The organism is Arcticibacter tournemirensis, from assembly GCF_006716645.1.
Classification (GTDB): domain Bacteria; phylum Bacteroidota; class Bacteroidia; order Sphingobacteriales; family Sphingobacteriaceae; genus Arcticibacter; species Arcticibacter tournemirensis.
Map to the genome: position 1 here is coordinate 1629869 of NZ_VFPL01000001.1, position 15260 is coordinate 1645128.

Consider the following 15260-nt stretch of genomic DNA (forward strand, 5'->3'; position numbering starts at 1 on the left):
CTTATAATAAAATTTTAATCCATGTTTCGGGGCGACCTTCTTCCATGTTGGCTAGATGCTCAACATATCTTTTTTCCTTATTCCGGGTTGAGAATGCTAGTCCAATGGAAAATTCCTGTGACGCTTTTGCTCCATGAAAACTGGGAGGGATCCGATAGCTTATTTGATAACCTTGGGGAGTGTGTTTAACGTTTATCGATAACTTGCTGATCAATGCAGAGCGTTTCCATTGGTCATGTTTTTTTATGAACAGATGATTCTGCCCTCCTTTTGAGGACCATATTTTATAAACCTGCTTATTAAGCTTAAGAAAAAGAAATACGCCCGACGAGTCGGATGCCGGAGTTGCTTTCGGCTCTGAGACATTACATTCCATGATGATAGAACCGTCGCTGAATGTTAATCCCGCTTTCAGATTACTTTGACCTTTAGTTCCAATAAATATAGGATAGTCGTCAATCTTGCTGTTTTTCAGTTTTATATCCGGAATAATATATCCTTTAATGAGCCAGGGCGCAACATATCGCGATTTAAAATCAGACGAGCTTAGTGCCGCTACCGTACGGTTGTCCCATACGCTAAGAGAGTTCCATTTTGCTTCTTTGTTAAGTGGAACATCAAAGGGTCTTGTTCTCTTTCCAAACTTTTTTCCTTCTGTATCTCCAATGGCTACTTCCATCGTTGAAAGTTCCCAATCATGCATTCGGCGTTCGTTTGTTTGGTAAGAAAGAAGAGTTTGGCCGTTAGGGAGCTTAATAAGGTAAGGCGCTCCCATATATATTGTGTCGGCAACTAAATTATCCAGTGCATACTTCCTGTTCGGCGAATCGGCTAACACCGGCTCTGCCCAGTTTTTTGATATAGTCGTCCTTACGGTATAGGGCTTAAACTGTCCAATCTTATTGTCTTCAATTGCAACAACAATATCGTTTCCTAAAATAACTGGAACAGGCATTCCATCCCTCCGGTTTTTTCTGAAAGATACCGTTGTGGTTTTTTCCGACCAGGTGATCCCGTTGTCTTGTGATCTTAACATAGAGATCTCCTGTTCGTTGGAATTCCTGTAAGGGTTCTCATTTGCAAAATAAACCTGCAATTCCCCGCCTGGCAATTGCAGGAAAGAAGGTTCCCAGCATCCATCGGTAAAGCGCGGCGCCGCAGAATATAAACATTGCGGCGGTAGCCACGTTTGTGCGTTATCGGTACTTCGTCGTACGACAATAGAGTAGGGGGCTATCTCAGCCTTTTGAGGCCTGTAATTGCATGCAATTATTACATCGCCGTTTTCCAGTTGTTTAATTTCGGGATTTGCGATGTTTACAAGGGTTGATTTTCCATCTGCAGAGGCATACACAAATTGGGAGAATACTTCCATAGGAGCTGACCACGACTTGCCATCATCAGTGCTTTTCTTCAGATGAACATTTCCTGTTCTGGTCTCATAGACTACCAGCAAGGTTGAATCCTTAAGTCGTGTCAGCCGTGGATATCCTCCCATTTCGGCAATCTGCTGCATAGATGAATAATCCCAGGCTATACGAACATCTGTGCTGCTATGCTCCTGGCCGAGGGCGTTCCAATGTAATGCGCACAAAAGCGACAATATTTTAAATAACCTGCTCAGGTGTAGTGTCATTGGAGGTTTTTATCGTTTTATCTTTGCTTTGATAATGTTATTTGAAATCTTCATTACCGGTACAGCATCATTGGTGAATGCGACATCTGAAATATACATCCCCCGTGGATGAATACTTTCTTTGCTGCGATGAGCGTGAAAAATTATCCTTTGTTTGCCCGACTTATCTTTGAACATGGCACTATGTCCAACTCCCACTAAATCCTGTGGCTTTTGAAAGATTGGATTAGAAGCATATTTTGTCCAGGGACCATTCGGAGAAGCCGCTGTGGCGAAACCGATCCCATAGAACTGACTTTCGTAGCTATTCGCTGAATAAGTCATATAGTAAAGACCATTATGTTTCATCACGAAAGGTCCCTCATTCACGCGTGGCCATACTGTCTCCCATTCCTGCGATACATTGATGCACTTTCTCATGGTCGAAGTCTTGATTGTTGTTAGATCGCTTTCTAACTCAGCCACCCAGATGTTCAAGCCATCGTTAAAACGATCAAAATAAAGCCAGGGCTTGCCTTCTGAATCAATGAAGAGGGAGTTGTCGATACACTTTTCGCTTTCCAGCATTGGCTTTTTCTCCGGTTGTATAAACGGACCGAGCGGAGAGTCGGCTGTTGCGACGCAGATATGTTCGTTCGCAGTATAATACATGAAGAACTTATTCTTTTCTTTGATATAATATACTTCCGGAGCCCAGAACCATTTGTCGCCCCAGGAGTTGCTTTTGTGAAGAGCCAAATTTTCGGCTTTCTTCCAATACTCAAGATCTTCTGAGGTATATACTTCTATACCGTCCTCAGCATTAGTGCCATAAGCATAATAAACATTATCATAAAGCATGATGAATGGGTCGCCGAGTGGTACCGGAATGTCAACCTTTATAGGTTCGTCCGGGCTTTTGCCTTTACATGACAAAAATGATGGCAGAACAAGGACCAGAAATAAATAAGCAAATTTCTTCATAACAGTGATTTATAAGAATACGAAGCTAGTCTGATAAAAGACTAGCCTCGTAAATGTACTAATACATTGGGTTTTGCGTGATGTTCGGGTTGTTATTTGCTTCATTTGAAGCAATGGGTAAGCGGTTATGCTTGCCTATAACGAATTTATTAAAGTCTGGGTCACGTGATTTTAGTTCGTCAATACCGGCCTGTGTATCCAATAATCCCCATCGTTTTAAATCCGGCCACCGCTGTCCTTCGGTAGCCAGCTCCAGGGCCCGTTCAGTTTGCAGACGTTTCAGGAAAGTTTCCTTATTGGTTGTTGCCGAAAGATAATTGACAGAAAGAGCTGGCATATTTACTCTTGCGCGCACTCTGTCTACCAAGGCTACTGCATCAGAAAGAGAACCATTTGATTGAGCGATGCACTCTGCGTACATAAGGAGTACATCGGCAAAGCGGATCAGACGTACGTTGGTAGGGTTATAATAGTCGTCGAAATCGCGATAGTACTCTGAGCTATATTTGCGGTAGAACACTCTGCCTTTCCAGTTGTCCCTTGCCCAGGTTGCGGCGTTGCTGACCTGGTTATAGATCCGGGTGTTGTTTGGAAAGTCGGCTTCCATGCCATGGTAAAAAGCCGTGTATTTCAGGCGGATGTCGTAATTATCGTTAAGGTCTTTCTCCTTTTTAAATTCAGTCACCAGCCATGGCCTGAGTTCACCATCGGTCCAGCCTATTCCCGGAGGGGCGAAGAACTGTCCACGGTTTAAACCAAGGTTTGGATCAACAGCAAAATCGTCATCACTGGCTGGGGCCTTATTCGCATCTGAATACTGGATCTCGAAAACGGATTCCACATTGTTTTCCTTGTCCTTGCTAAAGTTGTCAAAGTAGTTGGTAGTAAGATTATAAAAACTGCGGCCTTCGCCATCTACCAGCCACTGGAGATCTGTTTTCGCTTCAGTCCATTTTTTGAGCTGCATGTAGCATTTAGCCCTGAAGGCCAGAGCCGCACCTTTGGTGGCCCTGCCTTTGTCGACGCCCTGCCATGCTGTCGGCAGCATGTTCTGAGCCTCGGTAAAATCTGCGATGGCCTGCTCAAACACCTCCGTTTCGGTATGTCCTTCGGGCTGCATGCCGGGTGTGGAAGGTTCCAGGACAATTCCCAGGCTCTTATTAGGTCCTCCCCATAGAACAGCCAGGTGGTAATAGTACAAACCTCTCAGGAAATATGCCTGACCCATGATCCTGCTCTTGTTGTTTTCGTCTGCAAAGGCGATTTGCGGAACATTGTGGAGCACTTGGTTTGCCCTGAAAATAGCCTCATAACAGTCGCGGTAAGTCCAACTGTTCCCCTCCCAGAAGTTGTAGTTATTGTACGTAAACTGCGTCCATTCCTTTAACTCGGCCCATGGGCTCTGGCTGAACCCTTCATCTGAGGTCAGATCAAGGCGGAACCACATCCACCGGCTGTAAGTGCCGGGCTTGTAGAACATATTATAAACAGCGTTTACACCATACTGTGCATCTTTTTCTGTTTTCCAGAATGTGGCGGCTGTAATGGTATTAGGGTTCTCGACGTCTACCTTACACGCCCCAACTGCTAATACCGCAATTAGTATATAAATAAGCTTTTTCATCAGTGTGATTTGGTTTTTAATCTTCTTTAAATACTCATTTCGTTTCATCATTTTCACGTTTTAGAAGGATAACTGAGCGCCAAAAGTGATGCCTTTAGGATTGGGGAAGTTTCCACTGTCATAGCTTCTTTCCCAGATACTTCCATTCAGGAATTCAGGATCCAGACCATTATAGGATGTAAATGTGATCAGATTCTGAGCATTTACCGAAAGCCTGACGTTGCTAAAGGTATTCTTCAGAAGCGACTTAGGAAGGTTATATCCCAGCGCAAGCTGCCGGATGCGTAGGTAACTTCCGTTCTCTAGCCAGCGGTCCTGATCTCCACGAACGTTTCTTGAGTCGGCATAGATAGGACGTGGGTCTTTTGCATTTGGATTATCGGGAGTCCAGGGATCATAATCGGCACGGTAATTTGAGTTATCATCAAAACGGTCGAAACCGCTCCGCGGGCCGTTAAACGACTTAAATCCAAAAGCTCCGGTCATCTGGATCTGGAGATCAAAGCCTTTGTAATCAAAGCCGAGATTCCCACCCATCTGAAACTTAGGGATGGTTGATCCCAAATGTTGCCTGTCGGCATCCGTGATCTGTCCGTCGTCGTTGAAGTCGATGTACTTTACATCTCCAGGCTGGGCATTTGGCTGAATCGGCTTTCCCTGGCTGTTTGTATGTGCCTGCACTTCTGCCGCCGATTGGAAAAGTCCGTCGGTTTTAATCAGGTACCACTCTCCGATCGGTTTTCCTACAATTGATTTGGTATTCCATTGCGTGAATTCCTTGCGACCATAACCCAGCTCTTTAATCTTGTTTTTAATATATGATCCGTTCAGTTCAACATTATATCCCAGGCTTGTTCCTATCTTGCTTCTCCAGGTTGCAGAAATTTCCATTCCCTTGTTTTGCAGAGTGGCTGCATTGACGTAAGGGTTGCCACCGTTATTTCCTGTGGCCATCTGTATCTGCATAGGGGTGAGAACATCCTTTGTTTCTTTCAGGAAGTAATCTACAGACAGGGTAAGCTTGTTGCCGACCATTGCAGCATCGAGGCCTGCATTAAACTGAGTTAGTTTTTCCCATTTCAGGTCATTGTTAGCCAGCTTAATTTGGGTCATGCCGGTAACTTTCGATTGGTCAACTCCGAATACAGCTTGAGGAAATACAGTGATAAAAGAAACCCAGTCCCACACTCCTATATTTGAAGTACCAAGTATCCCATAATTTGCCCTGATTTTCAGGTCATCTATGCCCGGAACATTGAAAAAGTCCTCCTTGCTGATCCTCCATCCGGCCGACACCGAAGGGAAGTATCCGGTTTGGTATTGTGGACTGAATCTCGAGGATTGGTCACGGCGCATTGTAAAGCTCAGAAGATAGCGTTCGTCGTAGTTGTAGTTCAAGCGGCCGAACACGGAGAACAGCTTGCTGAGATCGTTGAAATTGCCGGTTTTGGGATTGCTTAAGGCTGCATCGAGGTTGTCGAAGTATTGATTATTTGTTATTAATACATCGTTCTTGGTTCCCCAGATCTGTTCGTAGTTGGAAGTTTGATAGCTGGTCCCGATAACGGCTGAGATATCATGCTTGCCGAACTTCTTATTATACTCCAGCGTATTGTCGAACACGAGGCCGCGGTATTGAGCCTGATTTTTGTTCAGTGAAGAAGGATCATATGGCTGATTATACGTCCAGTACCCTTCTTTTCTCAGGTATTTATGACGGTCATTACTGAGATCGAATCCGAAATTAAAGCGGTATTTCAGCGATTTAAATACTTCCAGCTCGCTGAAGGCATTTCCCCTGATCCTCAGGTTTCCGTTGGTGGTATTTTCGAAGTCTTCCTTTGCAAAAGGATTGGTGCCAAAGGTCACGTCGCGGCTTCCTTCTCCATAGCCATAGCCGCCTTTCGCTGCGTTGTCGGAATTATAGATGGGAATAGTGGGCAGCATCCGGTAGACGTCCACAATAGGATTCGTGTTGAGCTCGTCAACCGCATAGTCACTTAGTACGATGTTTTCTCCGAAACGGAGCGTGACTTTGTCGCCAAAATTACGTTGGGCAGAAGTATTGGCACGCAGACTGAGACGCTCGCTTTTGCTGCCTATTGTTGTACCCGAATTGCTTTGATAGTTTGCTGAAATAAAATATCGTGTCTCTTTGGTTCCCCCGGATAATGAAAGGTTATGGTCCTGTACAATGCCTGTTTTGAACACCTCCTCCTGCCAGTCAGTATTTCCGGTGAAGTGATTGGCTGGCGTCCGGTTCGCATTTGTAAAAGCAAGGTCGTTTAAGGCCACCCACTGATCGCGGTTGGTTAAGTCATATCTGGGAAGCCACTGGGAGGTGTAACGTGAAGTTGCGTCGATCTTCATCTTTCCTTCCTTCCCCTGCTTGGTAGTGATGATGATTACCCCGTTACCTGCTCTGGATCCGTAAATGGCAGCGGCCGAGGCATCTTTTAATACCTGAATACTCTCGATATCATTAAAGTTAAAATCCCGGTTAGCGCCTGATACGATACCATCTACCACATAAAGCGGCGTGCTTGGGCCTAATGTGCCTGTTCCGCGGATCTCTACCTTACCCTCGCTTCCCGGAGCTCCGCTCGTCCTTACATTGACTCCCGGTAGGGTACTAAGAGCGTCGCCAACGGTACCGGTAACGATCGTGTTCTTCATCTGGCTGGTATTGAAAACGGAAACCGCTCCGGTGAGATCCGCTTTTTTTACGGTCTGATAACCGATTACAACCACTTCTTCCAGCTCTTTACTGCCCGCGCGGAGTGTTACGTTAATAGTAGACTGCCCATTGAACGCAACTTCCCGGGTAGTCATTCCAAGCATCGTGAAGACCAGTGTCTGCTTCTGGCCAAGCTCGATTGAGTAATTCCCGTCAATGTCAGTGGTAGTGCCTCTGCTGGTGGACTTCACCATTACACTTACTCCGGGAAGAGCGAGACCCGACTCATCGGTTACTCTTCCTCTAACTGTTTGATTCTGCCCGTAGGTAAGCAGAGAACAGAAAGAAATCAACAATAGTAAAACTTTCCTTAACATGCATTTAGAATTTTGGTTAATAAATAATTTAAGCTGTCTGACCAGATCAGGCAAGTTGTTGAAGCCTCTTTTCTGATGGAATATAGGTTCTGATCAGATTTGAGATAAAGTTAGAATGGGCCATCGGGGTTCAAGAACACTTTTAAGGCAAAAAGTGGTAAAAACAGGTAAACGACATCGTATTAGCCTGTTTTTACCATTTTTGACCGGTTTTTACCATTCTTTCATTAATGCATATTCACATTCTCTTCGCAAATTGCTGCAAGAAGATAAGTAACAATTTGATCGCAACGTCGCGTTCTGAATTATGAGATGCGTGGGATGTATCGCGAATCTTTAAATTTGATGACTGGCGGGCCATGTATAAATGAAGGAGCTAAATTACATTATGAGGAAGGCTATACCCTATATATGCTTTTTTATATCATTCTTTTTTTCTTTCACCCTTCGGGGGCAGGAGAACTCTAATTTTCGTTTTAAGAAACTTCAGGTTACCGATGGGTTATCAGAGAATGCTGCATATTGTATCCTGCAAGATGAAAGTGGGTTTATGTGGTTTGGGACAAAAGATGGCCTAAACCGCTACGACGGAAGTTCCTTTAAGGTATATCAGCATCAGTTTGGAAAGAAAGGGTCGATAGGAAACAACTTTATCCGAAGCATTAAACAGATGGATAAAGATCATCTGTATGTTGGAACGGATGCCGGATTGTATATCATGGATAAAGTGACAGAGACTTTCAGTAAATTAATTCTGAAAGCTTCTGGTAATTCTTCAATCTCTTCTGCTGTGAACGCGTTAGTAGTTGATAAAAAAGGCAATTTATGGATCGCAACAATGTCCCAGGGATTGTATATCTATAGCCCTAAAAGCCAGAAGCTCCGGAAAGTTGAAATAGAGAAAACCAATTTGGATGTAAGTACCTTCTGGTCGGTCATGGAAGACAGGTCTGGAACTATATGGGCAGGTACCCGAGCCGGTTTGCTAAGATATAACACCCAGACCAACAGGTTGGAAATAATACATTCGATTACAGGGAAAACAGGTAACACCGATAACGAAATATTATCTATGACAGAAGATAACAGGGGGAATCTCTGGTTAGGGACATGGGCGGGAGGCTTACTCTGTTATAACAAACAAACGGACGGATACACATCTTATTTAAACCGTCAATCCCGTTTTAACTATGTTACGCATATCCGTTCAGTATTTCAGTATACCGATGAGGCGATGCTGATCGGCTCTGATGATGGTCTGTATCTTTTTAACACTGTAAATGGAGTATCAAAACGGATAGATATCGCCAACTTTAAGTATAGCCTGAGTGATCAGAACGTTTATTCTATCGCGCGTGACAAGGAAGGTGGCGTTTGGATAGGGACTTATTTTGGAGGCATAAATTATTTGAACACCTCCCTTCTTGCTATAGAAACGTATCATCCCGATCTGTTACAGGGCTTTTTGTCGGGAAAGGCCGTAAGCCAGTTTTGTGAAGACCCAAAAGGCAATATCTGGATTGCTACTGAAGATGGAGGCGTAAACTATTTTAACGTAAAAACGAAACGGATAACACAGCCTGTAAGAACAACCTATCATAATACACACGCCTTGCTTCTGGACGGCGAGGATCTTTGGATAGGTACTTTTTCGAGGGGGATAGACGTTTACAACACGAGGACTAAAAAGCTTATCAATTACAGAAATAAACCTGATGACCCAAATAGTATAGACAATGACTGCGTTTTCTCATTATATAAAACAAAAGGGGGAGACATTTTCGTAGGTACGACAGTAGGGCTGAATAAGTTCGACAAAAAAAGACGGGAGTTTATTCGTATTAAGGAGGTGAGCTCCTTTATTTACGATATCAAAGAGGATGATTCCGGCAATCTTTGGCTGGCTTCGTACGGGCGCGGCGCCATTAAATTTGATAGCAAACTAAAGCGCTGGATATACTATGATCAGGTAAAAAGAAAGGATCCTATAGCAGGCAGCAAATTAACCAGTATTTATGTTGATAGTCAACGCAGACTGGTTTTTTCGAGCGAAGGAAGAGGAATCTTTATCTATGACAAGAAAGGAGATCGCTTTCGGAATATTTCAGAGTCTGAGGGGCTTCCTAATGGCGTGATATATGGAGTATTGGACGATCCGCTCGGTAATCTTTGGTTAAGCTCCAATAAAGGTCTTATCTGCTTGAATACTGAAGAGCCAGATAAGTTTAAACTTTATAATATAGAAAACGGCTTGCAAAGCAATCAGTTTAACTACAAATCTACGTATAAGGCGAAGGACGGAAAGTTTTATTTCGGGGGTATTAACGGCTTTAATTGCTTCTACCCCCAGGATCTCAATAAAGTTAAAAATCAGATCTTGCCCGATGTAGCCATTACCCAAATAAAGCTACTCGGAAATTCCGATCCGGAGGTTCAGAAACAGATACAGACCAGCCTGAATAAAAAGGAGGCAATTAAGCTTCGTTACAATACATCCTCTTTTACCATTTCATTCGTCAGCCTTAGCTTCATTTCTCCCTCAAAGAACCAGTATGCTTACAAGCTGGAAGGTGCGGATGCCGGCTGGAATTTCTCGGGAAATAATAAAAACGTTACTTATGTAAATCTTCCCCCAGGCGACTATAAGTTTAAAGTAAAGGCTTCAAACAACGACGGTCTCTGGAATGAAGAAGGCTGTGAAATATTCATTGAGGTACTCCCTCCATTCTGGTGGTCAATACCTGCTAAGATCCTTTATATTTTACTGGGAGTGTCTCTCCTGTATTTTGTTGTTAAATATTACATCGGAAGAAACCGGATTAAGCAAATCAGGCACCTGGAGTCATTTAAAACCGAACAGGAGACCAAAGCTTTCGAGTCGAAGATAGAATTCTTTACCACTATAGCGCACGAAATCAGAACTCCATTAAGCTTAATAAAAGCGCCTCTGGAGGAGATCATTGCAGCAGGTGAGGATAATAGTCAAAAAAGGCAGAACCTCTCTGTTATCGAGAAGAATTGCGACCGGTTAACCGTTTTGATCAACCAGCTCCTGGACTTTCGAAAGATGGAAGCTGTAGATTATATGATGAAACCCGAAAGAGTAGATCTGAAGGCATTCATGGTCGAGATGCACGAACGTTTTAAAAAGGCTGCTCAGAGTAAAAATATAGTGTTTGACTTAAGGCTTCCTAAAGAGAATGGCTTGTTCATACAGTCGGATCCGGAAGCTCTGACAAAGATTATTAGTAACCTCCTCACCAATGCACTCAAATTTACAACTAGTAAGATCGTCCTGGAACTCAAATGTAACAGGGATAAGTCTTATACTATCAGCGTCGAAGACAACGGAGACGGAATTCCCCACGAAAAGAAGAATCTCATATTCGATCCTTTTTACCAGATCCAGTCGGGAAAAGATAATATGGGAACCGGAATCGGACTATCGCTGGTGAAGCATCTGACTTCACTTTTGGGTGGCAATGTCGAAGTTGCTGATTCTGAAAAAGGAGGATCAATATTCTTGTTTACTTTTTCAGATCTTAACATCTCACAGCCTGAAATGCTAAGCCTTACCGAAGAGAAACATAAAGAAAGAGATGTGTTTTCCCTTAGCCACGAGCCCGCTGAAGTTGCAATTTTGGCTGTCGACGACAATTCTGATATGACAGACTTTATCAGCAATTGCTTATCGGGTGACTATGTAGTAGATACAGCAAAAGATGCATCCATCGCATTGAAGATGTTGGACGAAAAGAACTACAGTTTGGTTATATCTGATATCATGATGCCCGGGATAGACGGGATTTCTTTTGTAAAGAAGATAAAGTCGGATATGAACTATTCGCATATCCCTCTAATACTACTTTCTGCTAAAATCGAGAACTCAACAAAAGCCGAAGGCCTGAGATCGGGAGCTGACGTCTTTATCGAAAAACCATTTTCTACAATATATTTGAAAGCTCAGATAGCCAGTTTATTGAAAAACAGAAAGACGCTGTTGGATAGCTTCAACCGCTCGCCTTTAGCTCCATACTCGTCTTTGGCAACCAATAAAAGCGATGAATACTTCCTGGTTAAATTAAATGAAGAAATAGAGAAGCATATCTCCGACGAAAACTTTACGGTAGAGTCACTTACTGATATACTGAATATCAGCAGATCTAATTTGCAGCGAAAGCTGAAGGCGATAAGTGGATACTCTCCCGGTGATTATCTCCGGAACTACCGGCTCAGAAAGGCCTGCCTTTTGTTGCTTGAGTCAGACAGCCGGATTAACGAAGTAGCCTTCCGCGTTGGTTTTAACTCGGCGTCCTATTTTACAAAAGCGTTTTACAAGTGTTATAATATGTCCCCCCGGGAGTTCATTAGTCATAACAGTAGAAAAATGCCCGCTCCATAATTAGTTATATGCATGGTTTCAATAGTTTAACTGTATAATAGTTAAGAAAAAGGCATACCTTTGCAAAACGAATAATTTTATGAAGAAGCCATCTTCTATTTCCATGGCGGGAATTGCCTAAGAGATAGTCAGTGTTCCTGACTATCAGTTCTTTCGCCCGGATAATCTTCCGGGACTGATACTCTATTATCAATTTTTGACATCTTGATCACATTCTTAAGTGTGGTAAGATCTTTACAGATGAAGGATTTGTTCCGTCACAAGATCTATGGATTGTATTTCTTAATACGAATTCCTTGTGACAACAAATGACGCGAGGTTTAATACTGACCGGCCTTCTGCAATATAACGCGATAATGAAATTAGAAGATTTAGGATATAATAGACAATTTGAAACATACCGGCTTGAGCAGGGACTTGAAGTTTTTGAAATAGGAAGGGTTGTTGCCGAGCACAAGGAGCGGTATGCAGTCAATACACTTAAAGGTGAGTTTGAAGCCGAAATAACCGGGAATATGCGCTTTACGGCCAGAAGTCGTGAAGATTTCCCAGCCGTTGGAGATTGGGTTGCACTCACCGCTTACGATCCGGATTTTGCAATAATCCATCAGATACTACCAAGATTCTCTGTTCTCAAAAGGCCAGCGGTGGGCCATTTTGGAGAAATTCAGATCATTGCAACGAATATTGACTTTGCCTTTGTAGTGCAGGCTGGCGACAGGGATTTTAACATCAACAGGCTTGAAAGGTACATAACCATTTGTCATTCGTCCAACGTGCACCCCGTCATTGTTATCGGGAAAACCGATTTGATCGATGATGTAAAACTTAATGAAATTCTGAGGACTATAAAGGCAAGGATCCCAAATGTGCCTGTAATTTCGATAAGCAACGAAACCCGCCGGGGTTACGATGAGATAACGTCAATTATTAAGAATGGTAAAACGTATTGCATGTTAGGATCATCAGGCGTTGGTAAATCAACACTGGTAAATAACCTTTCCGGCAAAACGTTAATGAAAACTGAAACTATAAGCGAGAGCACAAATAAAGGCAGGCATATGACAACTCATCGCGAATTAATCATTCTCGGCAATGGGGGGATTTTAATAGATAACCCGGGCATGCGGGAGGTGGGAATGGCCGATGTGGAAACCGGTTTGGAAACGACGTTTGACACGATCATCAGGCTTTCTCAGAATTGCAGGTTTAAGGATTGTACGCACACCTGCGAAGCTGGATGTGAGGTTATCAGGGCGGTGGAAAATGGAGAGATCGACAGGGCTTCTTATGGTAATTATCTAAAAATGCAAAAAGAGAAAGCGCATTTCGAGTCGACAGTAGCTGAACGGAAAAGAAAAGATAAAATGATTGGCAAGTGGGTTAAAAACTATAAAAAGAACGTGAAAAAAAACGGGAACGGGTACACTGATTAATCAAATACTTGGAATTTGAACCGAAACAGCCAGCGATGGCATATGTAGTAAAGATTCGGTAATTCCCACTGTTACAGGTGTATCATGTGAAAAATTCCCTTGCGTTTTAAATAATGTTTGTATATTTGACCGACCAGTCAGTCGTATTTATTGTGTCTTAAACATGCAGAACGTAACTACAAAGCCCCACGAGAATGCGCGGGAAAAGATTCTGGAGGCCGCATTCAATCTGTTTGCGGTGAAAGGATATTTATCCACTTCGGTTGGAAGTATCGCCGAAGAAGCAGCGTTATCCAAAGGGTTGATCTATTATTATTTCACGAGTAAAGAAGATATTCTTAACGCAATATTTGAACTAATAATGAAGGAAAACACGGCTATGTTCAAGGACAGTGATATACTTTCGCCGCGGCAACTTCTGAGGCAGGTGATCTCTTATTCATTCAACGCCATACATCGGCAAACTAATGTGCTGAAGCTAATAATGGCTTTGATGGCGCAACCTAAGGTTGTTAAAGGATTAATGAACGAGCTCGAATCTGTAAGGAAAGAGTGGATGGCAGAGCTGGCAAAGGCGTTCAAAGCATTGGGCTACAAAAATCCAGAACTTGAAGGTTACCTGCTTTGCTCTATGCTCGACGGGATTGCACTGGCCTATATTTCTCAGCAGAATTACCCCCTCCGGGAGATGCAGGATTTCATCGAAATGAAATATGACTTGAACGGGGAATAGGAAAAACGATAATATTAAATGAAAACAAATAATTCCATCAGTAATATATTTATGAAAAACAGGATTTGTTTTATCATCTCGCTTCTCTTTTCAGCAGGAGGACCATTGTTGGCCCAGGTGCCTGATACACTGAACTATAAATTTTCCTTAAAGGAAGCTATTGATTATGCCGTAAAACATCAGTCCGCTGTGTTAAACGCAACAATTGACGAAGAAATAGCCAGGAATGACGTAAAGAAAACTGTGGGGACAGGCTTACCGCAGGTTTCTGCCAGTTATAACTTTCAGGATTACCTCAAGCTGCCTACTACTCTGTTGCCAGGCGAGTTTTTAAGTCCTCCGTCGCCCACGCCCATACCAGTGAAGTTTGGTACGAAGTACAATTCAACAGCTGGTATAGAGCTTAGCCAGCTCATTTTCGATGGTACCTTTTTTGTGGGCCTGCAGGCTTCAAAAACGTATAAAGAACTGTCGGTTCGGGCCAGCACAAGGACTAAAATCGAAACGGTTGTAGCTGTAACCAAGGCTTACTATTCAGTGTTGGTAAATAGAGAACAGCTGAAGCTTATCGATGCGAATTTAACACAGCTGACGAAGTCGTTTAACGAAACGGAAGCAATGTTTAAGAATGGTTTTGTAGAAAAGATCGATGCTGACCGCCTTCAGGTGTTGAAAAACAATCTGGAAACGGAGCGGGAGAATGCCATACGGTCTCTTTCAATAAACACCGATCTTTTGAAATTCCAGATGGGTATGCCGGTAGGGGCAGTGCTTGTGCCAACGGATCAAATAAATGATATCCGGTCGGAAGCTGTTTCAATAGTCCCTGCTGATAGCACTGCTTACAAAAAAAGGATCGAATACGCACTCCTGGAGACGCAAAGAAAATTGAACCTGCTGGATGTAAAGAGGTATAAAAGCGCGTATCTGCCCACATTGAAAGGCTTCGCGAGCGCCTCAAAAAACTTTCAGTCGGATGATTTTTCCAGCCATTACGATCAGAGCTTTCCCACTTCTGTAATCGGGTTTACTCTTTCGTGGAACCTGATAAGCGGCGGGCAGCGTATATATGATGTTCGGAATGCGAAGCTGTCCGTCAGAAAGACAGAGAATTCGATGCTGGATCTGAAAAACGGAATAGCGAACGAAATTTCGGCGTCTCAGAAGCTTTACATGAACAGTCAGCGCTCCGTTGAAAACCAGGAGAGAAATCTGCGACTGGCTGAAGAGATCCTCCGCGTTACACGTATTAAGTACGGACAGGGAGTTGGATCCAGCCTGGAAGTAACCACCGCCGAAACGTCATTAAGAGAAGCTCAAAATAATTACATCACTGCTTTATACAATCTGCTCATTAATAAGGTCGATCTGGATAAAGCTCTGGGAAACATTAACTATTAACACTCAATACT

Annotated in this window: 8 protein-coding genes; 4 read left to right on the top strand and 4 right to left on the bottom strand. The window is 43.1% G+C overall.

Annotated elements, in window-relative coordinates; all coding sequences use genetic code 11:
• Nucleotide 1 precedes the first annotated feature (1 nt).
• From BDE36_RS07045 to BDE36_RS07060, 4 genes are read right to left on the bottom strand one after another with little or no spacing between them, the layout of a single operon-like run.
• The gene (locus BDE36_RS07045) at nucleotides 2–1636 is read right to left on the bottom strand and encodes a sialidase family protein (protein WP_141814306.1); all 1635 of its coding nucleotides are present in this window, start codon (nucleotides 1634–1636) and stop codon (nucleotides 2–4) included.
• Between the two features lie 9 nt (nucleotides 1637–1645).
• The gene (locus BDE36_RS07050; RefSeq protein WP_141814307.1) at nucleotides 1646–2599 is read right to left on the bottom strand and encodes a glycoside hydrolase family 43 protein; all 954 of its coding nucleotides are present in this window, start codon (nucleotides 2597–2599) and stop codon (nucleotides 1646–1648) included.
• A gap of 58 nt (nucleotides 2600–2657) precedes the next feature.
• Complete coding sequence (locus BDE36_RS07055; protein ID WP_202618154.1) at nucleotides 2658–4223, bottom strand: RagB/SusD family nutrient uptake outer membrane protein; 1566 nt, start codon at nucleotides 4221–4223, stop codon at nucleotides 2658–2660.
• A gap of 60 nt (nucleotides 4224–4283) precedes the next feature.
• On the bottom strand, nucleotides 4284–7277 hold the full coding sequence (locus BDE36_RS07060) for a SusC/RagA family TonB-linked outer membrane protein (protein WP_141814308.1): 2994 nt from the start codon (nucleotides 7275–7277) through the stop codon (nucleotides 4284–4286).
• A gap of 388 nt (nucleotides 7278–7665) precedes the next feature.
• Here BDE36_RS07060 and BDE36_RS07065 point away from each other — a divergent pair, with 388 nt between their 5' ends.
• The 4 genes from BDE36_RS07065 (at nucleotide 7666) to BDE36_RS07080 (ending at nucleotide 15249) form a co-directional block, all read left to right on the top strand.
• A complete protein-coding gene (locus BDE36_RS07065; protein WP_141814309.1) occupies nucleotides 7666–11679 on the top strand; it encodes a hybrid sensor histidine kinase/response regulator transcription factor in 4014 nt (1337 codons plus the stop codon).
• A 356-nt stretch (nucleotides 11680–12035) separates the two neighbouring features.
• Nucleotides 12036–13115, top strand: a complete 1080-nt coding sequence (rsgA, locus tag BDE36_RS07070; protein ID WP_141814310.1) for a ribosome small subunit-dependent GTPase A — start codon at nucleotides 12036–12038, stop codon at nucleotides 13113–13115.
• 163 nt (nucleotides 13116–13278) lie between these two features.
• Nucleotides 13279–13848 carry a TetR/AcrR family transcriptional regulator gene (locus tag BDE36_RS07075; RefSeq protein ID WP_128770306.1) on the top strand — a complete coding sequence of 190 codons (570 nt, stop codon included), beginning with the start codon at nucleotides 13279–13281 and terminating at the stop codon, nucleotides 13846–13848.
• A gap of 18 nt (nucleotides 13849–13866) precedes the next feature.
• Nucleotides 13867–15249 carry a TolC family protein gene (locus tag BDE36_RS07080; protein ID WP_235904313.1) on the top strand — a complete coding sequence of 461 codons (1383 nt, stop codon included), beginning with the start codon at nucleotides 13867–13869 and terminating at the stop codon, nucleotides 15247–15249.
• The last annotated feature ends 11 nt before the right edge of the window (nucleotides 15250–15260 follow it).